Origin of the sequence: Pseudoduganella danionis (assembly GCF_009720775.1) — a bacterium.
Taxonomy (GTDB): domain Bacteria; phylum Pseudomonadota; class Gammaproteobacteria; order Burkholderiales; family Burkholderiaceae_D; genus Rugamonas; species Rugamonas danionis.
On record NZ_WNKW01000003.1, the window covers coordinates 47,114 to 68,775 of the forward strand.

General features: G+C 62.3%; 21 protein-coding genes. 10 read left to right on the forward strand and 11 right to left on the reverse strand.

Features of this window, described 5'->3' with window-relative positions:
• Positions 1-36: 36 nt before the first annotated feature.
• From GM655_RS11795 to GM655_RS11805, 3 genes are all read right to left on the reverse strand, one after another.
• Complete coding sequence (locus GM655_RS11795) at positions 37-552, reverse strand: hypothetical protein (protein WP_155434895.1); 516 nt, start codon at positions 550-552, stop codon at positions 37-39.
• Between the two features lie 108 nt (positions 553-660).
• A complete protein-coding gene (locus GM655_RS11800; RefSeq protein WP_155434896.1) occupies positions 661-1,503 on the reverse strand; it encodes a substrate-binding periplasmic protein in 843 nt (280 codons plus the stop codon).
• 90 nt (positions 1,504-1,593) lie between these two features.
• Positions 1,594-2,418: a delta-class carbonic anhydrase gene (locus GM655_RS11805; protein ID WP_155434897.1), complete on the reverse strand. Its 825-nt coding sequence runs from the start codon at positions 2,416-2,418 to the stop codon at positions 1,594-1,596.
• Between the two features lie 135 nt (positions 2,419-2,553).
• Here GM655_RS11805 and GM655_RS11810 point away from each other — a divergent pair, with 135 nt between their 5' ends.
• The 4 genes from GM655_RS11810 to GM655_RS11825 all read left to right on the forward strand — a co-directional run bounded on the left by GM655_RS11810 (position 2,554) and on the right by GM655_RS11825 (position 6,352).
• Complete coding sequence (locus GM655_RS11810; protein WP_155434898.1) at positions 2,554-3,861, forward strand: hypothetical protein; 1,308 nt, start codon at positions 2,554-2,556, stop codon at positions 3,859-3,861.
• 48 nt (positions 3,862-3,909) lie between these two features.
• Positions 3,910-4,311, forward strand: a complete 402-nt coding sequence (yiaA, locus tag GM655_RS11815; RefSeq protein WP_155434899.1) for an inner membrane protein YiaA — start codon at positions 3,910-3,912, stop codon at positions 4,309-4,311.
• 175 nt (positions 4,312-4,486) lie between these two features.
• Entirely contained in the window at positions 4,487-5,557 is a 1,071-nt protein-coding gene (locus tag GM655_RS11820) for a sensor histidine kinase (RefSeq protein WP_155434900.1), read from the forward strand.
• 3 nt (positions 5,558-5,560) lie between these two features.
• Complete coding sequence (locus GM655_RS11825; protein WP_155434901.1) at positions 5,561-6,352, forward strand: LytR/AlgR family response regulator transcription factor; 792 nt, start codon at positions 5,561-5,563, stop codon at positions 6,350-6,352.
• Between the two features lie 15 nt (positions 6,353-6,367).
• Here GM655_RS11825 and GM655_RS11830 read toward each other — a convergent pair whose 3' ends face one another.
• The 6 genes from GM655_RS11830 to GM655_RS11855 all read right to left on the reverse strand — a co-directional run bounded on the left by GM655_RS11830 (position 6,368) and on the right by GM655_RS11855 (position 11,992).
• On the reverse strand, positions 6,368-7,393 hold the full coding sequence (locus GM655_RS11830) for a hypothetical protein (protein ID WP_155434902.1): 1,026 nt from the start codon (positions 7,391-7,393) through the stop codon (positions 6,368-6,370).
• Positions 7,390-8,124, reverse strand: coding sequence for an outer membrane lipoprotein-sorting protein (locus tag GM655_RS11835; RefSeq protein WP_155434903.1), 735 nt, complete (start codon positions 8,122-8,124; stop codon positions 7,390-7,392). Before GM655_RS11835 ends, GM655_RS11830 begins: the two co-directional genes overlap by 4 nt.
• Positions 8,117-9,349, reverse strand: a complete 1,233-nt coding sequence (locus tag GM655_RS11840; protein ID WP_155434904.1) for an ABC transporter permease — start codon at positions 9,347-9,349, stop codon at positions 8,117-8,119. The genes GM655_RS11835 and GM655_RS11840 overlap by 8 nt, the downstream gene beginning before the upstream one ends.
• On the reverse strand, positions 9,339-10,037 hold the full coding sequence (locus GM655_RS11845; RefSeq protein ID WP_371866790.1) for an ABC transporter ATP-binding protein: 699 nt from the start codon (positions 10,035-10,037) through the stop codon (positions 9,339-9,341). Before GM655_RS11845 ends, GM655_RS11840 begins: the two co-directional genes overlap by 11 nt.
• On the reverse strand, positions 10,034-10,678 hold the full coding sequence (locus tag GM655_RS11850; RefSeq protein ID WP_155434905.1) for a hypothetical protein: 645 nt from the start codon (positions 10,676-10,678) through the stop codon (positions 10,034-10,036). The genes GM655_RS11845 and GM655_RS11850 overlap by 4 nt, the downstream gene beginning before the upstream one ends.
• 144 nt (positions 10,679-10,822) lie before the next feature.
• The gene (locus tag GM655_RS11855) at positions 10,823-11,992 is read right to left on the reverse strand and encodes an FAD-dependent oxidoreductase (RefSeq protein WP_196308757.1); all 1,170 of its coding nucleotides are present in this window, start codon (positions 11,990-11,992) and stop codon (positions 10,823-10,825) included.
• Between the two features lie 98 nt (positions 11,993-12,090).
• Between GM655_RS11855 and GM655_RS11860 the strand changes: the two genes are divergently transcribed.
• Both GM655_RS11860 and GM655_RS11865 read left to right on the forward strand, forming a co-directional pair.
• Positions 12,091-12,906: an AraC family transcriptional regulator gene (locus GM655_RS11860; protein ID WP_155434907.1), complete on the forward strand. Its 816-nt coding sequence runs from the start codon at positions 12,091-12,093 to the stop codon at positions 12,904-12,906.
• Positions 12,907-12,962: 56 nt separating this feature from the next.
• Entirely contained in the window at positions 12,963-13,448 is a 486-nt protein-coding gene (locus tag GM655_RS11865; protein ID WP_155434908.1) for a DUF4188 domain-containing protein, read from the forward strand.
• A 4-nt stretch (positions 13,449-13,452) separates the two neighbouring features.
• Here GM655_RS11865 and GM655_RS11870 read toward each other — a convergent pair whose 3' ends face one another.
• Entirely contained in the window at positions 13,453-14,274 is an 822-nt protein-coding gene (locus GM655_RS11870) for a hypothetical protein (RefSeq protein ID WP_155434909.1), read from the reverse strand.
• Between the two features lie 86 nt (positions 14,275-14,360).
• Here GM655_RS11870 and GM655_RS11875 point away from each other — a divergent pair, with 86 nt between their 5' ends.
• The 4 genes from GM655_RS11875 (at position 14,361) to GM655_RS11890 (ending at position 20,783) form a co-directional block, all read left to right on the forward strand.
• A complete protein-coding gene (locus GM655_RS11875; RefSeq protein ID WP_155434910.1) occupies positions 14,361-15,197 on the forward strand; it encodes a M15 family metallopeptidase in 837 nt (278 codons plus the stop codon).
• Between the two features lie 106 nt (positions 15,198-15,303).
• Positions 15,304-19,011: a type VI secretion system membrane subunit TssM gene (gene tssM / locus GM655_RS11880; protein WP_155434911.1), complete on the forward strand. Its 3,708-nt coding sequence runs from the start codon at positions 15,304-15,306 to the stop codon at positions 19,009-19,011.
• Positions 19,008-19,985: a type VI secretion system-associated protein TagF gene (gene tagF, locus GM655_RS11885; protein WP_371866791.1), complete on the forward strand. Its 978-nt coding sequence runs from the start codon at positions 19,008-19,010 to the stop codon at positions 19,983-19,985. Before tssM ends, tagF begins: the two co-directional genes overlap by 4 nt.
• A gap of 12 nt (positions 19,986-19,997) precedes the next feature.
• Positions 19,998-20,783, forward strand: a complete 786-nt coding sequence (locus GM655_RS11890; protein WP_155434913.1) for an OmpA family protein — start codon at positions 19,998-20,000, stop codon at positions 20,781-20,783.
• Here GM655_RS11890 and icmH read toward each other — a convergent pair whose 3' ends face one another.
• Positions 20,784-21,566, reverse strand: coding sequence for a type IVB secretion system protein IcmH/DotU (icmH, locus tag GM655_RS11895; protein WP_155434914.1), 783 nt, complete (start codon positions 21,564-21,566; stop codon positions 20,784-20,786).
• Positions 21,567-21,662 lie beyond the last annotated feature (96 nt).

Sequence of the window (21,662 nt, forward strand, 5' to 3'; positions counted from 1 at the left end):
AAAAACCCAGCCCTTACCGGCTGGGTTTTTTGCTTTTCAGCGCAGGAATAGCTGGGCGGCGATGCCGACGATGAGCGCTATCGTGGTCAGCTGGGTGGCGATCATCCATTTGGCAAGCTGGTCAATCTTGGCATCCAGTTGATCCATTCTCGCCTCCATTCGATCCAGCCTTGCCTCCATTCGATCCAGCCTTGCCTCCATTCGATCCAGCCTGGAATCTTGTCGATCTAGCCTAGTATCCTGATGATCCAGTCTGGCGGTCAAGATCTGTACTTCGTTGACGATACGGTTTTCCAGACGTTGTGCCTCATCTTCGATCTTTTTGCTGAGCACTTTCTCCAGATTGTGCAGACCATCGTGAAATTCCCGCCGCAGTTTTTCTTCCGTCAGCGCAAGCTGTGCCTGTGCAGCCTCAAAACCGCTGCTTACTCTCAGCCCTAATAAGTCATGGTCGCATTGCAAAGCTGTCACTGCTTTCTCCAACTTGGTCAGACGAAGCTCGGGATCATGATACGCTGGTTGGGGCGGTAATTCGTTTGCTGTGGGTTCCATGTTCTGGCTCCGGTGGATGAGCCATTGATTGTTGCGTGGCGGTTGCCTGACGTCTTGAGTGAGCACAAAGCGTATGCTCGACCTGAGGCGGGGATAGGCAAGGACTTCTCATTCCTGCGCTGGTCTGGTCCACTCTCTGATCTTCTTGCATTTTTGCGGCGCTTGCTCGGGCCGGAACTGGCAATCGAGTGCCACGAAAAAGTCCCGCGTCAGGCCGTAGTCGCGCGCATAGCGCTGCTGGATGCGGTCGATTTCGCCGGTTGCATACAGTTGCGCGATGCCACGCTCGAACGCGTCGCGCTGTGCCTCGGTACGAAAGCGCATCCAGTAGAAGCGTCCCGGCCCCAGCACGTCGTGATAGGCCAGCACATCATCTCCTGTGCGCTGGTGCGGCAGTTGCTGGCGCAGGTAGTACTGAAAAATATCGGGCTGGGAAATGATGATGTCGGTGCGGCCCAGTAGCAGGGCGCCGGAAGGCATGGTCACCACCTCGCGGTAATCGGGATTGACACCGACCACGGCCGCATAGGCCGCTCCCAGCACATTGCGGGCGCCGCGAAAGGCGGTGACGCGGTACCTCTTCAGATCTTCAAGGCGGGACAGGGTAGGGATCTTGCTACGTAGCGTGATCGCCATGTTATGAAAATGCGTTACGGGCCAGTGACTCAGATAGCCTACCTGTGCAGCGTCGGTACCGGTGGTGGGAGTAATGTCCAGCAGACCCTGGCGCATCTGGTCGTCAAAGCGGGCGTTCGGCAGGTAGCGGAATTCGACCTTCACCTGTTGCGTAGCGAAGGCGGCGCGCACCACATCGACCAGCAGGCCGGAAGTATTGTCGGGCAGGACGAATGGCGCGACCACACTTTGCAGTCCCATCTTGACCGGCGTCGCAGACTCCGCAGCAGTCGCCGTGATGGCAGCGGCTGCAAGCGTAACGGCGGCAAACCACATAGGCATCCCCCCCATCTGTCCGATATGTTGCCTGTATTATAACCAGATAGTTCAGGCTGAGGGGGAGCCGCAAGTGCCCGCGCAATACTCCTAGTTCATCGGTGCCAGCAGTTTTGCGTCGGTGACAAGGTTGCGCACACCGTGGCCGTGGTCTTCCTTGAATACATTGGCCTTGCACCATGCGCCCACGGATTCGGCATTCACTTTCAGCACCTTGGGCCGCACGCTCCACGAAACCTGCAGGGGCGAACCTTTTTCATTGTAGCTAGGGCCCGTGGTCGAGCCGGCGTACTGGATAGGCTTGCCCATGTGTTTAGGGATGTGCAGCGCCTGCTGGTAGCCGCCCACTTCGCCGAGCTTGGTCAGTTCGGCAAAATCGGCCGCCTTGGCATCGTTGACCAGTACCATGACCTGCGCTTCCACGCGCAACTGGGGATTGCTGTCCGCTTCGCTGAGGCAGGAGTTCAGCGTAGGGCCGGGAGTTACTTGTGCCGTGCTGTGAACGTAGTGCAGTTCGATAGTGTCACCGGCCTGCAGGCCGCCGTGTTCATTGGGGCAGACTTCGGCGCTAAGCGGCGCGGCCTCGGCAGGCGTCAGTTTGCCCGCATATTTAAAGCCGCTGTCTGCTGCTGTGGTGAATTCGCCACCTTTGTGCTCGGCATTCTTGTGGAAGTGGATATTACAGAGATTCATTTTTGATGCAGCCGGTGCCGTCGTGAACACACGCAGATTGCTGCCCGCTCGCGCGCTCAGGTCGCGTGGTGCCTGCGGGCCGTAGCCTTTGCCTTCCGTGTTCCTGGACAGCGCCGCGTTCTGGGCGGCCACTGCGTCGCTGCCGCCATGATGGGCATCCTGCGCATAAACTTGCGTGCTCAATGCAAGGGCTAATATGGTCAAAGCGTATGGCGTTTTCATCGAGCGCTCTCCGGTAGGTGATATGGGGATTCTGATTCTAGTCCCTTTGCTTAGCCTCGTCGATTGGTGGATTTAGTGCGGGACAGAAACTCAGCCCGAACTTGCAAAGCAAGGCTGGCAATCGGAGTTTGACTGATGGCAATACGCCGCAGGCATACTTTGATGACAATCGCTGCTGTTCTGTCGTCAACAGGAGCGCCTATTGTGATGAATGCTATCCGTGGTTTTTTCCCTCGCTTATGGAGCCGTCTGTCGCGCCGCAATAGTGCGCAACCGCTGTCGCGTTTCGCGCTCATTGTGTTATTCGCACTGGATATTTTTGTTCTGGTGGAGATGATGGATGGCCTGACTCATTCGGCCAGATTAATCGAGCGGCCCCGCAACCAGATTACGCGCGAATGCGCCGAGGTATCCTTGGAGTTTGTGCAACTAGACGCCAGTGCTCGCCTTAAAAGTATAGGGACATACTTGGTGCCGCATTCTGAGGAGAGAGCGCGGCTTGCGCGTGACTTTGGCCTGCATCCTTCACCGCTGAAAACCTGTCAGACTTTGTACAGCCTTTTTCTGGCGACGATCAATAATGAGGAACTCATAGCGCTGTATGGGGATTTTCAGGGCAGGTCAGCCGCAATCCGGGCAACAGAAGAGAAAATTGCGGATCTGAAGAAAAGCTATCAGGCAGCTTTACTGGAAAAGGTCGCCCGTCAGAGTAGAACGGATTCCATATTGCCCGCGAGTGCCAGCGATACCAAGAACCATATAGCCCGGTTTGAATATGAACTGGGCGCCTTGCAGGCGCAGCAAGCCAGCACGAAAGCAGCGCTGGAGTCGCATCCTGTTTTGCTTGCCTATCTCGAAAAAGTTAAAGCTCTGCTGGCAGCGGGTGAGCTACAGCAGGCGCAGCGGAAGTTTGAACACGAGGTGTTTACCTACCCGTTCCGGGTGGTGGCGATCCAGATTGGATTTATGCTGCCCTTGCTGCTGCTGGCCGCATTCTGGAATGTGCGGGCAATCCGGCGTCAGGACGACAACAAAATATTGGTCTCCTCGCATTTCATGCTGGTTTGTATGATTCCCATCTTTGTACGTGTGCTGCAGTTTGTTTACGAGCTGCTGCCGAACTATCTGATGGAAACCATCCTGATTCAACTCGAACAAACGAATCTGATGTTCCTGCTGAATTATGGCGTGATCCTTGCCGGACTAGGTGGCGGTTTATTGCTCATCTTCATAGCGCAACGGACTTACTTTAAACCGGCCCGGCAGCGCGTGCTGCGCTTGCGCAAGGTCCAGTGTCTGGGCTGCGGTGAAAAACTCGCCTCCAGCGAGCAAGCATGTTGTGAGGTGTGTGGTAGCGAACAGCTTGGAATCTGCCGCCATTGCGGATTGAGAAGCCGGGTGCTCGCATTCTATTGCCAGCACTGTGGAACGGCGCGAGATTGAGCTGGCTTCCGAATAATTCGTCAGGCCCACCAACATCAAGGAGGATATATGAGTCAGAGAAATGGTCCATCGTCCGCATTTGTAGGCGCTTCATGGGCAGCTTTGTTCGCCGGCATGCTGACCTATTTGATAGGGCTGTGGAATGCCACCATGGCCCTCAACGAAAAAGGCTATTACCTGACCTTGCTGATGTATGGCCTGTTTGCCGCCGTCTCACTGCAGAAAACCGTGCGCGACCGGCTCGAGGGTACACCCGTCACGGGCATCTATTTTGGTCTGTGCTGGCTCTCGCTGGGCTCGGCCATTCTGCTGCTGACCATAGGCCTCTGGCATGCCAGCCTTGCATCGAGCGAAAAAGGCTTTTATGCGATGTCCTTTGTATTGAGCCTGTTTGCAGCGGTCGCCGTCCAGAAGAATGTGCGCGATACGCTGGCCCAGAGTTCGTCCTGATGCGCCGTGGCTGAGCCAGGCGGCGCGCCTGTTGGTGGGGCGGCCGCGTCCTTGACCTCGTTTGGCGGCACGGGATGGCGGTTTCACGCCATTTAAAAGCGGTTTGGTCGCTTGACGGTTGCCAGCAGGGCAGTCGCTCGGTGACAATATGGCAAGCCCAACTGGAAAGTGTTGCATGCCATCTCAGATCCAAACGCCGTTCCCGTGGCGCCGCTTTGGCGCCGATACCCTGTACATGCTGGGTTTCAATCTGATCCTTGCTATCGTGCTGACTTTTTTCTTCAGCCATGGGCGCTACTTCTGGCTGACGCTGGTGGCCACCAACTGCATAGGTCTATGTTCGTTCTTCTACATTGATGGCCTGCGTCTGCTGCTGTGCCGCAAGCGGCCGGAGAAGATGAACTGGCTGGTGTTTTTCCCTGTCGTGATAACGGGCGTACCGTTCGGCACGCTGGTCGGTTCGCACATTTCCAACTGGCTGGTGGGGACGGATCCCGTTTCGCTGTCGGCTTTCGGTAGTGGCCGGCTGAATGGCATGTTGCTGATTACGCTGGTGGCCACCGTGGTCGCCAGCACGCTGTTCAACAATCGCGACCGCGCCCGCCGTGCCGAAATGGCGGCCGCGCTGGAAAAGGTCAGAGCCGAATCGATCCAGCGTCAGGCGCTGCAGGCGGAACTGCAGCTGCTGCGCGCCCAGATCGAACCGCATATGCTGTTCAACACGCTGGCCAATCTGCAAGGGCTGATCGCTATCGATCCGGCGCGGGCGCAGCAGATGCTGGACCAGCTGATCCAGTTTCTGCGTGCCACCCTCAGTTCTTCACGCACGGAGAGCACCACGCTGGCCGAGGAATTCGCGCTGCTGGAGGCTTATCTGGGCCTGATGGCAGTGCGCATGGGTGAACGGCTGCGCTATGCTTTCGAACTGCCGGCCGATCTACGCAGCGTGCGCGTGCCGCCCATGTTGCTGCAGCCGCTGGTGGAGAATGCTATCGCCCACGGCATAGAACCGAATATCGAGGGCGGTACCATCACCATCAGCGCGGCACGGCAGGATGGCATGCTGGCGCTGAGCGTCAGCGATACCGGCCGTGGCCCCCATGCCGGTGCTGGCAAGCCCGGCACGGGGCTGGGTTTGCACAACACGCGCGAACGCATCAAAGCCCTGTATGGCGAAGCTGCCAGCGTCACGCTGGACGCCGCCAGCCATGGCGGTGCCATTGCCCGTCTCACTCTACCTCTCTGAACCATGACTACTGCACTGATCGCCGAAGACGAACCGATACTGGCTGCTACGCTGGCCCACACGCTGCAATCGCTGTGGCCCGAGCTACAGATAGTTGCCACTTGCCCCAACGGGGTGAGCGCGCTGGAACAGAGCCTGGCGCTACGCCCCGAGGTGCTTTTCCTGGACATCAAAATGCCGGGCAAAACGGGACTGGAAGCGGCAGAGGAACTGGCCGAGCTGTGGACTGGTCCGCAGCCGTTTCCGCAGATTGTATTCGTCACGGCATATGACGAATATGCGGTGCAGGCCTTTGACCGCTCGGCAGCCGATTATGTGCTGAAGCCCGTCAGTGCCGAGCGGCTGGCGCGCACCGTGCAGCGGCTCAAGGATAGGCTGCAGCAGCAAACGGTGCAGGGCGGGCAGGGCGGCATGGATGCGCTGATCGCCCAGTTGCGCGCGCTGGCACCTGCGGCAGCAGCGCCGGTAGAGCGCTTGAGCATCATCCGCGCGGCAGTCGGCAATACTGTGCGCATGATACCGGTGGCCGAGGTGGTGTACATGGAAGCGATGGATAAATACGTCAATGTGGTGACGGCCGATAGCGAAGCACTGATCCGCACCAGCTTGCGCGAACTGCTGCCGCAACTGGACGACAAGCAGTTCTGGCAGGTTCATCGCGGCACCATCGTCAATGCCTCCTGCGTGCTCAGTGCCGTGCGTGACGAGGCCGGAAAAATCTCGCTCAACCTCAAGCACCGTAACGAAAAAGTGCGCGTCAGTCCTCTGTATGCGCACCTGTTCCGCCAGATGTAAGCGCGCACGCTTGAACTAGAAACTGCGCTGGATACTGGCGATGGCGAGCCGGCGGGTGAGTATGCCGGCCATGCCATAGTACTGGCGCAGGCTGGCGGAAAATAGCCATGGCCCCTGCTTCCATGAGGCGGCGATGGTACCCACCTTGCTCTGGCTGGCAGGCTGCCATAGCACATCGGCTGCGAGGTCGAAGTTATCCCAGTTCTGCGCCGCGCGCAGGAACACATTGCGCTGCTGTGGCGACGCCACGCTGCGATCCAGCCATGCTTCGCCGATCAGCGAGAACTGGTTTTCAGTAGTCCATGTGAAACCGGCCAGCGCTTTGCCGCCCCGTCCGGCCGCCAGCCAGCGCTGCTGGCGCCATTCTTCATGCTTTTGCTGCCACAGCAGCGAAGCATGCAGCTCCGTGCCTTCATTGAGCACATGCGAAAACGAAGCGCCTGCTTCCAGCCCGTTACGCTGCGATACGCGCAGCACGGCATACTCGTCGCGTTCACCACGATGGCGGTATAGCCGCATTGCCAGTGCTTCATCGTCACGCGGCTGGGCGGCTTTGCCCCGGCCCGGATTACTCAGTACCATGGTCAGCGCGTGGTCCTCATCAAACGCTTCCTGCGCCAGCATGGGGATGCCTTGCAGCGTGGCGGGATTGAGCGCGCGCCGGTCTTCCTGCTGCACCACGTCGAGCGGGCGGAAGGCATAGCCCACATCCCAGCTCATGATCTTTTTGCCGGCCGTCAGAAAGCCGCCTGCCAGCGGGCTTTCCAGCGTCAGCTCATTTACCTGCAGCAGCGTACTGTCATCATGATCATGGCGCGCACTGACATTGCCGCGCAGCGCCTGCTGCCACGGCCCATCGACCTGCCAGCGCAGATCGGCCTGCTGGAAGTGGTGCTGGCTGTCACCCAGACCGAGCGGATTGCCATGGCTGGCCTGACGGGCTTCGCTCTGGGCCAGCACGCTGGCCGAGAATTCGTTGCTGGCCAGCGCCTGTGTGGCGCTCAGGGACAGGCAGGCCAGTGCGAGTAAGGGGCGCTTCATAATTTGACGTCGTTGCGGCTCAGGTACATGGCATTGAACAGCTCATCGCCAAACTGGCGCGGCTTGCTGCTCAGGGTAGTCACCACGGTTTCACGCGCTGTCTGCACTTCGTCGCGCAGGCTGATGCGGGTAACGGTAGGGCGGCCGTCACGCTGTTCGATGAAGTAGCGCGCCTGTTTAAGCTTGCGCCCTGAGGCGGCATACAGGTCGGCATGCAGCGGACGGTAATCCTGCTTGGCCACGTGCAGCACTACGCGCTGGTAGCTCAAGGTCTTGCGCGTAGCCGTCAGTTCCAGTTCCAGACAGGCCTGGCCATCGCAACTGCTTTCGCTTTTGATGTTGCCGTCGTAATCGCCTGACCACGTCATGGTGGCGATATCGCCGGTGGACGCATCGCCCAGCAGTTTCTGCAGGGGCGTAATGCGCATGGGACGGGCGCTACCCGGCAGCAGCATCCAGAAATCGTCGCCCGACATCAGCACCTTCTGTCCCACCTCGCCGGGGGAGCGGAACAGAATCAGACTTTTACCACCGGGACGGATCAGCACTTCATAGCGCTTCTCCTTGTCCGGTTCCCCGTTCTTGTAAGTCTGTACCAGCGTTTCGATCTGGGCCGAGCTGTCGGTCTGGCGGAAGGCGTCGGCCTTTTTCAGGATCGTGGCCACATCGCTGGCCTGCGCCAGTGCGGACAGGGACAGCAGCGCGGCTGCCAAAGCAGTTGATTTAAACATGGGCTAAAGCCTCCACAACGGGTTGCTGTGCCGCTTTGCGGCTGACCAGCAGGGATGCCAGTGCCGACAGCAGCGTGACGGCGACACCAGCGACGATGAATAGCTGCGACGACAGTTCGATCACCAGCGGATACCCCTGGCTGCGGCCCGGTGGTGGCGGCATCTGTACTTTGAGAGCCAGCAGCAGATAGGCGATCAGTGCGGCCAGCAGCATGCCGCTGATGGCGCCACCGGCACCCAGCGCCATGCCTTCCAGCGTAAAGACGCGGGTGACTTCGGCGGGCGTCGCGCCCATGGCACGCAGGGTGCCGATTTCGCGCGTGCGCTCCATCACGGCCATGGCCAGCGTGTTCCCGACGGCGAACAGCACGATCACCAGCACGATGAGGCCGAGGAAGCCGAAGATGCGGTTGTACAGGTCTTTCACGCTCTGGTAGAACTGCGCCATCTGCAGCCAGTCGCGCACTTCCAGCTTGCCGCTGGCGTCCTGCCGCAGTTGCGCCGCAACGGTGCCGGTATCGTCCATTTCGTTCAGATAGACGTGCAGCGAACTGACCTTGTCGGTAGCTAGCAGGGTCTGGGCGGTGCCTATGTCCACCATGGCCAGCCGCTTGTCGATGTCGGCGATGCCGGTGGAGACGATGCCGGTAACGGTGACATCGACCGCGCTCAGGCTGCCCGTCACCGTGGACGACATCAGCGTGAGGCCGCTGCCGGGACGGGCGTTCAGCGTGCGGGCCAGCGTCTTGCCCAGCACGATGCCGGGGCCTTTATCGGCCGGCTGGGCATCCAGCATGTCGCCCGCTACGGTATGCATGAACGGGCCTTTGACGAGGAACTCCTGCTGCGGATCGACGCCGGTGCCGATGAAGATCTCGCTGCGTTCGCCATTGCCGATCAGGCCGGAGAATTGCAGGCGTGGCAGTACCCGCTTGACTTCCGGGCGCGCCAGCAGGCGCTGCGCCAGCGCAGCGCTGTGTTCCAGACCGAATTCCAGCGGCGTGTTTTCGGCGCCGTCGAAGTAGTGCGGTGCTGCGACCACCACATGGCCAGTATCGCGCGCCGAAGCTTCGGCCAGCGACTGGTAGGTGTACAGGGCAAAGCCGCCACCGAGCAGGGCGGCTGCCGTGCCGGTGGCGGCGATGGCCAGCGTGACGAGCGAGCGGCGGCGGTTGCGCAGGGCGTTTTTCAGCGCCATCGCCAGCCAGGGAAATTCAATGCGCATAAGAGCCTCCTGCCAGTACGCCGTCATCGAGATTCAGAGCGCGGTCGCAGTGGGGCAGCAGCCTCTCGTCGTGGGTGGCGATGAGAAAGGTGGTGCCATGTTCGTGCGCCAGCCGCTGCATCAGGGCGACGATCTGGGCTGCCGTGACGGCATCCAGATTGGCGCTCGGCTCATCGGCGATGACCAGGCGCGGATGCTTGACGATGGCACGGGCGATGGCCACGCGCTGGCGCTGGCCGCCGGACAGCTGGTCGGGGCGGTGCTGGCCGAACGCGGCCAGGCCGACAGCTTCCAGCGCCGCAGCCACGCGGCGCTGTCGTTCGCTGGCCGCTATGCCGAGCAGGTAGAGCGGGAAGTCGACGTTGTCGTGCGCGCTCATCACGGGCACCAGATTAAAGCTCTGGAACACAAAGCCTATGGTCTGGCGGCGCAGTGCCGTGCGTTCCTGCTCGTTGCCGGCAGCGACGGTGGCGCCGTCGTAGCGCACTTCGCCTGCATCGGCGCTGTCGAGCAGGCCGCACAGATTGAGCAGCGTGCTCTTGCCACTGCCGGAAGGGCCGGTGATGGCGGCGATTTCGCCACGGGCGATGTCCAGATCGATGCCGCGCAAGGCGTGGATGGTGTCGCTGCCCAGCGTATAGCTTTTGCGCACGCCGCGCAGCGTAAGCAATGCGGTGGTGTGGTTCACAGGCCCAGCTCCTTCAGGCGTGCCGCAGCGCGCGCGTGCTGGCTGGTTTCTGGCAGGGCCGTCACTTTCTGCAACCAGCTGATTTCATCCTTGCTGCGCTGTTCCTTGTTGGCCAGACGGGCTGCCGCAGCATACAGATTGGCGCGGAACTGGTCGCTGGCCTGAGCCAGTGCGGGCGAGGCCAGCGCTGCTTCCAGCGCACGCTTGCCCTGATTGCGGCGGTTCATGAATTCGGGCAGCGCCGTCAGGGTATTGGCAGCGACCAGCCGTGCTTCCAGACTTTCCGGCGTGCCGTTGAAGAGCGCTTCGTCATGGGCGGGAGTGAGCAGGGCCAGAGCTTTCTCCAGCAGGTCGGCGCCTTTTTCCGTGTATTTCATTTTGTCCCAGGGCATGCTGGCATCGCGCCCCTTGAGCGTGTAGGCCGCGCCTTCGTAGGCCATCAGCAGGGGATGGTCGGGCTGGCGGGTGGCGAGTACGTGGAAGGCTTCGATGGCGCTGTCGCTGGCATTGCTCTTGCCTTCGACGGCGGCGAGGAAATGCTGGCGTGCCTGCACGAAGCTGGCAGTAGCGAGTTCCTGTGGCGCGGCACCGGCGCTGGCGCACAACAGGCTGATAAACAGGGCGATGGCAGTGTGTTTCATGGGCTTCTCCGTTGGGTGATCGATAGGCTGCAGACTATCGATGGCAACGGCAAGGCTCTAGGCCCATGCGATGAAAACGGCTTTTGCGGCGCCGAAACCGCCCCGCCATGGCGCCAAAAGTGCGCACGGGCGGGGCGGCTAGAACTAGGCGGGCGTGGCGTAGAGCGCCACGCTGCCTTCCAGCGAGGACTGCAGCGCGGCGCCCGCGTGGACCCGCATCGCGCTTTCATAGTGCTGTATGGCTGTCTCCAGCGAGCACTGCCCGGCCAGCACCTGTTGCAGCTGCTGGCACAGCAGCTGGGCATCGCGCAGCGCCGTATTGCAACCGAGGCCGCTGGCAGGACTCATGGCGTGCACGGCGTCGCCCAGTGCCGTGATGCGTCCTGTCGGCCAGCTGGCGATGCGCGCCGTCTGGCGCACCGTCATCAGGGCTTGCGATTGCACTGGTGTGGCCGCAAACAGTGCGCGCAGCTCGGGCGCCCAGTCTGCCGCGATGGCGCTGCAGCATAGGCTGAGTGTTGCGCCGTCCTGCGGCAGCGCGGCGCCCGGGGTTAGGCCGAAGCGGTGGCGCTGGCCTATCAGCGCCCAGTACAGATAATTCTCCGGCGACGGCATAAGCCCGGGGGCGTCGAACTGCATGGGATCGATGATCAGCGCGAGCTGGCGCTCGAAGATGGCGTGGGTGGCCTGCAGCAGCGGCGCTGCCAGTCCCGCCTGCTGTGCCTGTGCCTGCGACAAGCGGCCGTACAGACAGAGCGCGCCCGTGTCCTGCGCCGGTGCACTGGCCAGATAATGGCTGGCCAGCCACGAATTGACGCCGTCTGCGCCCACCAGCAGATCGCAACGCTGACTGGGGCTGTGGGCGAAATTCAGCGTAACGCCGTCCGGATCGCTGTGCACGCTGGCTAGCTGCATACCGAACTGCACGCAGGGTTCCAGTCCCTGCAGCATGGCGCGGCGCATGGCCTGGCGGTCCATTTTCCAGTCGTGATCGACGCGGCCCTGCACCAGCCGGTCCGACCATGCGGGCAGATGCTTGTCGAGCGCTTGCAGGCGCGCGTCGAACGAGCGCAAGGGCGTGGTACTGGCCCGCGCCGATGCCAGCGCCGCACTGGCGGCGGTGCCTAGGCAGGCAGCCAGTGCCGCCTGTCCGCTCTGGTTGATACGGATGCGGTAGCCCTGCGGGCGGCTGTCGAGCGCGGCGTCGCGCTCGAACACGCTGACGCGGCAGCCTAGTGCCTGCAAGCCCTGAGCGAGGCACAGGCCGCCCAGGCCGGCACCGAGGATGGCTACGTGTAATGGGTGGTCTGACATGTCCGCTAGCTCCATGAGGATGAGTGAGGCTGTCAGTATTGGCGCAAACGGCTCTGCAGTGGTAAGCTGGTTTGGTCAAAAAATAGTGAATTCTGGCCATGAGCAATGACTACAGCGAACGCCACGATGGCCCTGCCATGATCGTGCTGCGCGGCGGCGCCGAGGCAGCGGGGCAGTTCCAGCTCGGTACGCGCGAAGTGGACTGGCACAGCCATGTGCGCGGCCAGGTATTCTGCGTCGAGCACGGGCTGCTGCATGTGGAGACGGCAGCGGGCAGCTGGCTGCTGCCGCCGTGGCGGGCCGGCTGGATACCGCCGGGCACGGCGCACAAGGTCAGGGTGACAGGCGCCTTGCGTGGCTGGAGCGTGCTGCTGGCGCCGGACTGGTGCGCACAGTTGCCGCAGCAGCCGGCCATCGTCACGGTGACGCCGGTGCTGCGTGCGCTGGCCGCGCAGGCGGCCGGCTGGAATCCCGAAGCCGGGCTGACAGCGGCGCAGCAGCGCCTCACGGCCGTGCTGCTCGATGAATTGCAGCAGCCCGCGCAGACGGCCTTGCACCTGCCCATGCCGCAGGACCGGCGCCTGCAGCGCATCGCCCATGCACTGATGGCCGAGCCGCTGGATACGCGCAGCATGACGGCGATGGCGATCTGGGCCGGTATTTCGCCGCGTAATCTGAACCGGCTCTTCCGCCACGAAACAGGCTGCAGCTATGGCCAGTGGCGCGAGCAGCTCCGGCTGGCCGTGGCGCTGGAACAGCTGGCGCGCGGTGCTGCCGTGGCGGCGGTGGCCGATGCGCTGGGCTATGCTTGTCCCAGTAATTTCATCGTCATGTTCAAGCGCCATTTCGGCCGTGCACCGGGGCGCTACTTCCGCACGCTGGCGCCGGAAATGGCCGCTGGCGTAGATGACTAGACATGTTATGATGCGTCGGGTTATGTGGTCTTTTTGATATCATTATGCGAGGCACTATGATTCGACGCGAGCGGCTGACAGCACAACTGGACGGAGATTTTGTCGTCTTTCTGATCGGGATGCGCATCAACAAACCGTTGATGCTGCACAAGTGGATGCCGGTGGCGCGCGCCATGCCGCGCATGATAGACGAGTTATCGCGCCAGCCCGAGCGCGGATTTCTGCATGCGGAAATGTGGTTCTCGCGCACCATCATACTGGTGCAGTACTGGCGTTCCATGGAGCAGTTGCTGGCCTATGCCAAGGATCGCGAAGCCGAGCACCTGCCAGCATGGCAGGCCTTCAACAAAGCCATAGGCACGGATGGCAGCGTCGGCATCTGGCATGAAACCTATACGGCCTCGCCGGGCAGCTACGAAAATATCTACGTGAATATGCCGCCGTTCGGGCTGGGCCGGGCCGGCACGTTGGAGCCCGTGAGTGGCGGCAGGCAGTCCGCTGCCGGACGGATGGCAGCGCAGCGGCAGCATAGCCAGCCATAACGCGCTAAGGGGCCGGCTGGCGGCAGGCCTGATCGCTGTCCCAGCGCCCGGCGCAGATCCGGCTACGGCATAGCATGCCCTCTATCATGCCCAGTTGCTGGCAGCGCTGCAGCAAATGCTGGGTGCTATCGCTGGCCTGACGTTCGACGATATCGCGATTGGCCATGGTGGCGCTATCGCGGCTCGAACTGCCGTGCGCCACCAGCGCGGCCAGCAAGGCAGCGTCGCGGTCGGCGCCCGCTTCGGCTGGCACCCTGGAGGCCACTCTGGCAGCCATCTGATCAGGCGGTGATGCCGGACGTGGGTTCTTATGTAGCAGTCCCTTTTCATGTCGTTGTGGATGCGCAGACATAACGGCGGCTACGGCAGGCTGCGTCATGTCTGCTGCTTCCGCGCTGGCCGGAGAATTGATGATCTCTGCGACCTGATTATTCTGGCTGACGGGGGAGACCGGCGTATGCGCCGGCGTCAGCGGGATTTGCGCTGCTGGCGTGGCTGAAACTGCCGCCGGTCTGGTGGCGGGTGCCAGCGCTGCGGCAGGCGCCGTGGCCTGCGCCATACTGCGCGCTTGGCGCGGATGCAAATACCATGCGCTGGCACAGATGAGCGCTATCAGCAGGCTTAACCGGATGATCCATTGATCGATGCTCCAGTGCTGGGGCCTACTGGCTGCTGGCGCTACGGTGCCACCGTGCGCATGCCCATGCTCGAGCTGCTGCAGGATGCGCCAGTTGTCGTCGCGCGGCTGGCTCGCCGCACCCTGCAGGCTGGGGCGGATATCCGGACCCGGCTGCCTATTTTCTGCAATGTTGATCTGGTCTTTCATGCGTTTTTCCTCAAGGCTTTAGGCTGTGGTGCTGACGTCTGGCAGTTTCCGGCGACTTAAGCCGGCCAGCTTTGATGGAGCGCACCATGTTGCTTTTCTTTGTGCCTGCCGCTTTTCTGGCGGCCTGTTTTGCCTGTTCGATCTTGCTGTTTTCGCCCGTGCGGGAAGCGCTGCAGGTGCAATGGCAGATGCTGTGTCAGCGCATGCGCCGCTGGCGCTGGCCGGCGGTGCTATCACCACTGGCCCTGCAGGGCGGGGTGGCCGCATGTGGTCGCAACTGGCATCATCTGCAGCAGCTACTGCGGCGGCGCTGGTTGTTAGTGCTGGCGGCGCTGGTGCTGGTTACAGTGCCGGTGCTGCTGGCCCTGATGCTGGCTGGCCGGACCATGCTGGAAGGATTTCAGGGCGCTGAACGCGACAGCAACGAACAGGTACTTGCTTTGCTGCAGGGCGAACAGCTGACCGCACCGGTGGCCTTGCCGCCGCTGGCATTTACCACGGCCGAAGTACTGCAGGTCCGTCCCATGCTGGCCAGCGCCGACCGCAACTGGCAATTGCTGCATCCGGGCTTTTCCCAGCGCCTGTTGCGGGTGTTTCGCGTCATGCGCGAGCAGTACGGCTACGAGATGGCGATATTGGAAGGCTATCGCAGCCCCGAACGGCAGAATCTGCTGGCTCAGGCGGGCAGCAATGTGACCAATGCACGTGCCTTCCAGAGTTATCACCAGTTCGGTCTGGCGGCGGACTGCGCTTTCCTGCGCGATGGCAAGCTGCAGATTTCCGAGAAAGACCCGTGGGCCATGCGTGGCTACCGCCTGTATGGCGAAGTGGCCGAAGCGGCGGGACTGCGCTGGGGCGGCCGCTGGACCATGATGGACTTTGGCCATGTGGAGCTGCAGCAGGCGGGGTTGTTGCACAAATAGTGCTGCTGGTCATTCATTGTTTTGACGCAAGAAAAGCTGGCGTGGGTGGTGGCAACATGGTCCGGTCCGCCTGCTGCGATGGCGCCACTTTTTGCTGGCAAACTTCATGATGCGACGCCTATGGTATGCCCTGACTGAACCTCGCCACCTGGCCCTGATCGGTCTGGCGGCGAGCATCGCCGTGTGCTTTCTCGGTGCGCAGTTGCTGGAGCTGGCGCTGTTCTGGGCGCTGCTGGCGACACTGCTGCTGTTGCTGCTGGCGCGCGCGATCTGGCTGTGGCGCCGCCGCCGTGCCGGGCGCGAGGCGAGCCAGCTGGCCAGTGCGATCGGCGATGCCGGTGCTGCGCCGGAGGCGGCGCAGCAGGAACAGACGGGCGCGGAAGTGCGCCTGCTGCGCGAAGCCCTGCTCAAGGCGATTGCCACCATCCGCAGTTCGCGGCTGGGGGCCGTGGCGGGCCACCGTGCGCTGTACGAGCTGCCGTGGTATATGGTTATCGGCAATCCGGCTGCGGGGAAAAGTACGGCGATTGCCAATTCCGGTCTGCAGTTTCCTGTTGCCGACGGCAAGGTGTTGCAGGGCGTAGGCGGCACCCGCCAGTGCGACTGGTTCTTTACCAGCGAGGGCATACTGCTCGATACGGCGGGGCGCTATTCCGTGCAGGATGAGCACAGGCCGGAGTGGTATGGCTTTCTGGATCTGCTGCGCAAGCATCGCCAGCGCGCGCCGATTAACGGCATACTGATCGCCGTCAGCATTGCCGAGTTGCGTACGGCCGATCCCGAAGCGGGCATCTTGCTGGCGCGTAGCCTGCGCAAGCGGGTGCAGGATCTGATCGAGCGCCTGCAAGTGTTTGCCCCCGTCTACGTGGTATTCACCAAGGCTGATCTGATAGCGGGCTTCAGCGAATTCTTTGCCAGCAGCGAGCGCAGCGAACGCGAGCGGGTGTGGGGCGCCACCATGCCCTACAAACGCAAGATGGCCAGCCAGCAGATCATGGCCTTCTTCGACAGCAGCTTTGATGAACTGTGCGCAGGACTGAAGGACCTGAGCGTGGCCAATATGAGCCAGCAGCGGCGCGAACGGATGGCGCCCGGCGTCTTCACCTTTCCGCTGGAATTTGCCACCATCAGGGCGCCGTTGCGGGCGTTTCTGGCTACGCTGTTCGAAGAAAATCCCTACCAGTTCAAGCCCGTGTTTCGCGGCTATTACTTCACCAGCGCACTGCAGGAAGGCGGCAGCGACAGTGCGCAGGCTAGCCGGCTGGCGCAGCGCTTTGCGCTAGCCTCCACGCCCGTCAAGGTTGCGCAGGAAGGCGGGCAGGCCGGCTTCTTCCTGCTGCAGCTCTTCCGTCAGGTGATCTTTGCCGACAAGGATCTGGTGACCCATTACGCCAGCCGCCAGCGCATGCGCCTGATGTACGGCGCGTTCTTCGCTGCGGCGCTGCTGCTGGGGGTGGCGCTGGGCGGCTGGAGCTGGTCGTATCTGGCGAACCGTCAGCTGGTCAGCAATGTGCAGGCCGATCTGGATAAAGTGGTGCGTCTGCAGGGCCAGCGGTCCGATCTGCAGGCTAGGCTGGAAGCTCTGGAGATACTGCAGGACAGGCTGGAACAGCTGGAACGCTACCGTAGCGAGCGGCCGTGGAAGCTGGGATTCGGTCTGTATCAGGGCGATGCGCTGGAAGCGAAATTGCGGGCCGAGTATTTTGCCGGTGTCCGGCAGGTGATGCTGGCGCCCGTGGTGACGAATCTGGAAGCCTTGCTGGCCGAGATGAATGCCCATGCCGACCAGTTGCAACTGGCTGCCGCACCAGCGGCCGCGCCGGCAACTGGGCCGGCAGGGCGGCAGTTCCAGGAAGCCTCGCCACTGAATGTGGACGATGGCTATAACGCCCTGAAAAGCTATCTGATGCTGGCCGATCCGGCCCATGCCGAGGCCGGGCACCTCAATGATCAGCTCACGCGCTACTGGCGCAACTGGCTGGAAAGTAACCGCGGCAATATGCCGCGCGAGCAGATGATCCGCAGCGCAGAACGGATGATGACCTTCTATCTGGCGCAGCTGGCCGATCCCGCATGGCCACGCATAGAAGCCAGGCTGGCGCTGGTCGATCAGGCCAGAGAGAACCTGCGGCGCGTGGTGCGTGGCATGCCGGCGCGCGAGCGGGTGTATGGCGAAATACGGGCGCGGGCCAATACACGCTATCCGGCGCTGACGGTAGCGCGCATGGTGGGCGAGGCCGATCAGGCCCTGATCACGGGTAGCCATGTGGTCAATGGGGCTTACACGCGCGAGGCGTGGGAAAAATTCATCGAGCCGGCGATACGGGACGCGGCCACCCACGAACTGCAAAGTGCCGACTGGGTACTGAAGTCGGCCGCACGCGATGACCTGACGCTGGAAGGCAGTCCGGAGCAGATCCAGAAAGGGCTGCTGGAACTGTATAAGGCGGACTATGTGCGCGAGTGGCAGAAGTTCGTGCAGGGCGTGAGCATCGCGCCGCTGAACGGTTTTGAAGGCGCGGTGCTGGCCATGAACCGTCTCGGCGATCCGCTCGCATCGCCGCTGCTGAAACTGTTCTCGGCCATTGCCCAGCAGACCAGCTGGGACAATCCGGTAGCAGCGAGGGTCGAAGTGGCCGAAGCGAAAAGCGGCCTGCTGAACTGGTTTACCAGTGTGGTGCTACGGCGCGCGCCTGCGCAGGTGAATCTGACGGTGGCTGCCGATGGGGGGCAGGCACAGAAACCGGCGGGTGTGATCGCGCGTGAATTCGCTGCCTTTGCCCGTCTGCTGGCTGGCAATGAGAAGGATGCTACGCTGCTGCGCACCTATCTGGAGGGGCTGTCGCGCATACGTGGCCGGCTCAATCAGCTGAAGAATCAGGGCGACCCCGGCCCCGGAGCACGCCAGCTGATGCAGCAGACACTGGAAGGTTCCGGCTCCGAACTCGCCGATACGCTGCGGCTGGTTGACGAGCAGATGCTCACTGGCCTGAGCGACGCCCACAAGCAACTGGTGCGTCCTCTGCTGGTGCGTCCGCTGATGCAGACCTTTGCCGTGCTGGTGGCGCCGGTGGAGCAGGAATTGAACAAGACTTGGCTGGCGCAAGTGCTGGAACCGTTCCGCCAGACGCTGGCGCAGAAATCTCCTTTTACGCCAGCAGCGCGCGAGCAGGCGAGCGAAGCGGAGATAGGGCGGATTTTTGGCCCCGAGGGTGCCATCGCCCGTTTCAGCACCAGCGCCATGGGTGCACTGGTGATCCGCCGTGGCGACATGCTGGCCGCCCGCACATGGGCCGAGATGGGGATACGGCTGTCGCCAGCCATGGCCGCACGTCTGGCCGGATGGATGGCGCCTTTGGGGGCAGCGGGCAGTGCCAGCCAGACCAGCCCGGCCAGCACAGCGCAGACGCTGTTCCAGCTACAGCCCATGCCGGCGCAGGGCACCAGCGAATACACCATCGACATTGATGGCCAGCAGCTACGCTATCGCAATACGCCGCCCCAATGGGCTAGCATGGTGCATCCGGCAGGGCAGGGCGTGTCCGGTGCACGCATCACGGCGGTTGCACTGGATGGCCGCAATGTCGTCGTTTTTAACGAAAGCGGCGACGCTGGCCTCAAGCGCATGATCGAAGCAGCGAGCAAACAGAAGCGCGATGGCGGCGTCTTCGAGCTACGCTGGCAGGCCGGCCCGCTCAGCATACCGGTGGCGCTGAAAATCATCAGCAGCACGGATAGTGGCGCCAGCCGCAACGCGGAGACGGGATGGCGCGGCCTGCAGCTACCCGACAGCATCGTGGGGACGTTACCGTGAGCAGCGCCGAACCGGGCGTGCAGCTCGCCCGCATCGCCTATTTTGGCAAGCTGCCTGCGCGCGCCGATTTCATCAAGGCGGCTGACCATCCTGCCGTACTGAAGCTGCTGGATTGCTGGCTGGCTGAAGTCATGAATGCGCTCAGCAGCGATCCGCGCTGGAAGCTGCACTACGATGCCTTGCTGCCGCTGGATTTCGTCTTTCTCGGCACGCGGCGCCGGCATGCCATTGCCGGACAACTGCGTGCCAGCGGTGACCGGTCGCAGCGGCGCTTCCCGTTTCTCTGCGCCAGCCTGATCGAGGTTGCGCAGGCGCGCAGTTTTCTGCCCATGAGTCCCATGCTGCTGGCGCCGCTGTGGCAGCGCCTGTCCCCGCTGGCCAGCAGTGTCTGCGCAGCACATGATCCGGCTTTGCCGCTCCAGCTGCTCACTGCCGCCAGCGTTGAAATCGAACGCAGTACCGAGCGGCAGGAGCAATGCTTCGCGGTCTTCGTCGAGCAGCAGACTATCGCGGCGCTGGAAGCCATGCTCGATAGCCGGCAGGTGCGTCAGCTGATACTGGCGCTAGGCTTGCTGTTGCAGCCGGTGCGCCGTAGCGGTGCCGAGCGGCTCGATAAGAGTCTGGTGCTACCACTACCGCAGCCGCCAGTGCACCGGATGGCCGTCGCCACCTTCTGGCTGACGCTGATCATGCCGTTTCTTCTTCCGGCAGATTTCGAATTATGCCTGTTCATCGGCCAGCAGCGCGGGCGCTACGTGCTGGTGCTGGGCTTTGGCGGTGCGGCGCCGGAGACTCTGCAAGCCATCATAGACCCGCAATGCGCAGCGGAGCAGCAGATCAGTTTTGAATATACAGGCTGGGTGGATGAGCTGATCACTGGTGATGCCGAGGCCCAGAAGCTGTCCGCCTATCTCGATCAGGGCCAGCTTTCGCTACGCTCGGTGATCTCACTATTTCAAGAAACCTTTCATTGAAGGGAGTCCATCATGCTGATACGCCTTAGCGCCATGCTGCTGGGCGCCGCGCTGTTGGTGGCCGTGCCGCTGCATGCGCAAACGCCTGCCAGCACTGCGCCCGTAGCGGGGCAGATTGTGGTGCAGGGCGCGCTGCCGGACGAAGCCAGCAAAGCTGCGTTGATGGCACGCCTGCGCGAACTGTATGGCGCAGAGCGCGTGGTGGACCAGCTCAGCATCGCTGCCGTTTCCATGCCGGCTGGCTGGAACACTTATCTGCTGAAACTGATACAGCCTAATCTGAAACTGATCAGCAAGGGCGAACTGAAGGTGGATGGCAATCGGGTCAGCGTGCGGGGCGAGGTGGCGAACGAAGCGCAGCGGCAGCAACTGGCCAGTGAGATGGCGACCAGCCTGAATTCCACCTACACGGTCAGCAATGGCCTGCGCGTGAGCGCGGCGGAACAGACACTGCTCGATGAAACGCTGGCGCGCCGCATCATCGAATTCGAAAGCGGCAAGGCGGCGCTGGCGCCGTCAGGTAAGCGCATACTTGATGAAATGGCTGCCGCGCTGCTCAAGGTCAATGGCAAAAAAGTCGCGGTAATAGGCCACACCGATAATGTCGGCGCGCGCGAGAGCAATCTGGCTTTGAGCCTGGCGCGGGCCGAAGCCGTGCGTCGGTATCTGGGCGAAAAGGGCATCGCCCCAGCGCAGATACAGGTCTCCGGTCAGGGGCCGGACCATCCAGTAGCCGAAAATACCAGCGCTGACGGGCGCGCGCGCAACCGCCGTATCGAATTCCGTGTCCTGCCTTAGCTAGGGCAGGGTAATGGTCACGTAGGCCGGGCGCGGGGCCAGCTTGATCAGCTCATGGTAGCCGGCCAGCGTGTCCTGCGTGCTGTGCTTCAGGGCCGAGGATAGCCAGCCATAGGTGCCCAGTGCTACCAGCGCAAAGATGGCGCAGGCGGCCCACACGGGCGTGTGGCTGCGCAGCTTGTTGACGATCTGGTCGGGGCGCTGTGCCTGCGGCGCAAAGCCTTTGCTCTTGCCCTGCATGCCGGCGATTTCCTCGCCCAGACGGGCGATCAGGTAGGCCAGTTTGTCCTGCGGTTCGAGCGCGTAGCGGCCCTTGAAGCCGATTAACAGGCACATCTGGAATACCTGCAAGGCCGCCAGCCGCGCTGCGCCGCCCGAGCGCAGCACTTCCAGCCGGTCAAAAAAGTGTTCGCCTGCCAGTTGGTCGCCAAAGATCGCTAGCTGCAAAGGGCGGCGTTCCCACGCCGTGCGCAAGCTGAAATTCGATGACAGGATGATTTCGTCCAGCGCTGCACAAAACGCGTATTTGGCTGCCTCGATGTCGGCGCTGGTGGCGCGCAGTTTGGCGGCATCGCGGTCGAAGTCGGCGAGTAGTGCCGTGATGCTGTTGAAGAACTGGGTCTGCTCGGGCGGCGTGCTGCCGTTCTTCAGCATGAACAGCAAGTAAAAGCCATCGCCCAGCAAGTCCACCAGCGTCTGGATATGCCCATAGCCGGGCTGCTGCTGGCGGCGCTGTCCCCCCATCAGCGTGGGGATGGCTCGGCGTTCGATCTGGGCGTTCATGCGGTAGCCTCCAGCGGGGTAATTGGGGGGAGCAAGCGGCCGTTGCCTGCAGTATTAAAGTCCATTCCGGCAGCCAGTGGCTTGTGGCTACGCAAT

Excerpts from the sequence above, each read along its gene's own strand:
- GM655_RS11805 (WP_155434897.1), bottom strand. The coding sequence starts at position 2,418 with ATGAAAACGCCATACGCTTTGACCATATTAGCCCTTGCATTGAGCACG.
- GM655_RS11850 (WP_155434905.1), bottom strand. The coding sequence starts at position 10,678 with ATGAAACACACTGCCATCGCCCTGTTTATCAGCCTGTTGTGCGCCAGC.
- GM655_RS11820 (WP_155434900.1), top strand. The coding sequence starts at position 4,487 with ATGCCATCTCAGATCCAAACGCCGTTCCCGTGGCGCCGCTTTGGCGCC.
- GM655_RS11870 (WP_155434909.1), bottom strand. The coding sequence starts at position 14,274 with ATGAAAGACCAGATCAACATTGCAGAAAATAGGCAGCCGGGTCCGGAT.
- GM655_RS11835 (WP_155434903.1), bottom strand. The coding sequence starts at position 8,124 with ATGTTTAAATCAACTGCTTTGGCAGCCGCGCTGCTGTCCCTGTCCGCA.
- GM655_RS11825 (WP_155434901.1), top strand. The coding sequence starts at position 5,561 with ATGACTACTGCACTGATCGCCGAAGACGAACCGATACTGGCTGCTACG.
- GM655_RS11865 (WP_155434908.1), top strand. The coding sequence starts at position 12,963 with ATGATTCGACGCGAGCGGCTGACAGCACAACTGGACGGAGATTTTGTC.
- yiaA (WP_155434899.1), top strand. The coding sequence starts at position 3,910 with ATGAGTCAGAGAAATGGTCCATCGTCCGCATTTGTAGGCGCTTCATGG.
- GM655_RS11875 (WP_155434910.1), top strand. The coding sequence starts at position 14,361 with ATGTTGCTTTTCTTTGTGCCTGCCGCTTTTCTGGCGGCCTGTTTTGCC.
- GM655_RS11890 (WP_155434913.1), top strand. The coding sequence starts at position 19,998 with ATGCTGATACGCCTTAGCGCCATGCTGCTGGGCGCCGCGCTGTTGGTG.
- GM655_RS11795 (WP_155434895.1), bottom strand. The coding sequence starts at position 552 with ATGGAACCCACAGCAAACGAATTACCGCCCCAACCAGCGTATCATGAT.
- GM655_RS11860 (WP_155434907.1), top strand. The coding sequence starts at position 12,091 with ATGAGCAATGACTACAGCGAACGCCACGATGGCCCTGCCATGATCGTG.
- icmH (WP_155434914.1), bottom strand. The coding sequence starts at position 21,566 with ATGAACGCCCAGATCGAACGCCGAGCCATCCCCACGCTGATGGGGGGA.
- GM655_RS11830 (WP_155434902.1), bottom strand. The coding sequence starts at position 7,393 with ATGAAGCGCCCCTTACTCGCACTGGCCTGCCTGTCCCTGAGCGCCACA.
- GM655_RS11840 (WP_155434904.1), bottom strand. The coding sequence starts at position 9,349 with ATGCGCATTGAATTTCCCTGGCTGGCGATGGCGCTGAAAAACGCCCTG.
- GM655_RS11800 (WP_155434896.1), bottom strand. The coding sequence starts at position 1,503 with ATGTGGTTTGCCGCCGTTACGCTTGCAGCCGCTGCCATCACGGCGACT.
- GM655_RS11810 (WP_155434898.1), top strand. The coding sequence starts at position 2,554 with ATGGCAATACGCCGCAGGCATACTTTGATGACAATCGCTGCTGTTCTG.
- GM655_RS11855 (WP_196308757.1), bottom strand. The coding sequence starts at position 11,992 with ATGTCAGACCACCCATTACACGTAGCCATCCTCGGTGCCGGCCTGGGC.
- tssM (WP_155434911.1), top strand. The coding sequence starts at position 15,304 with ATGATGCGACGCCTATGGTATGCCCTGACTGAACCTCGCCACCTGGCC.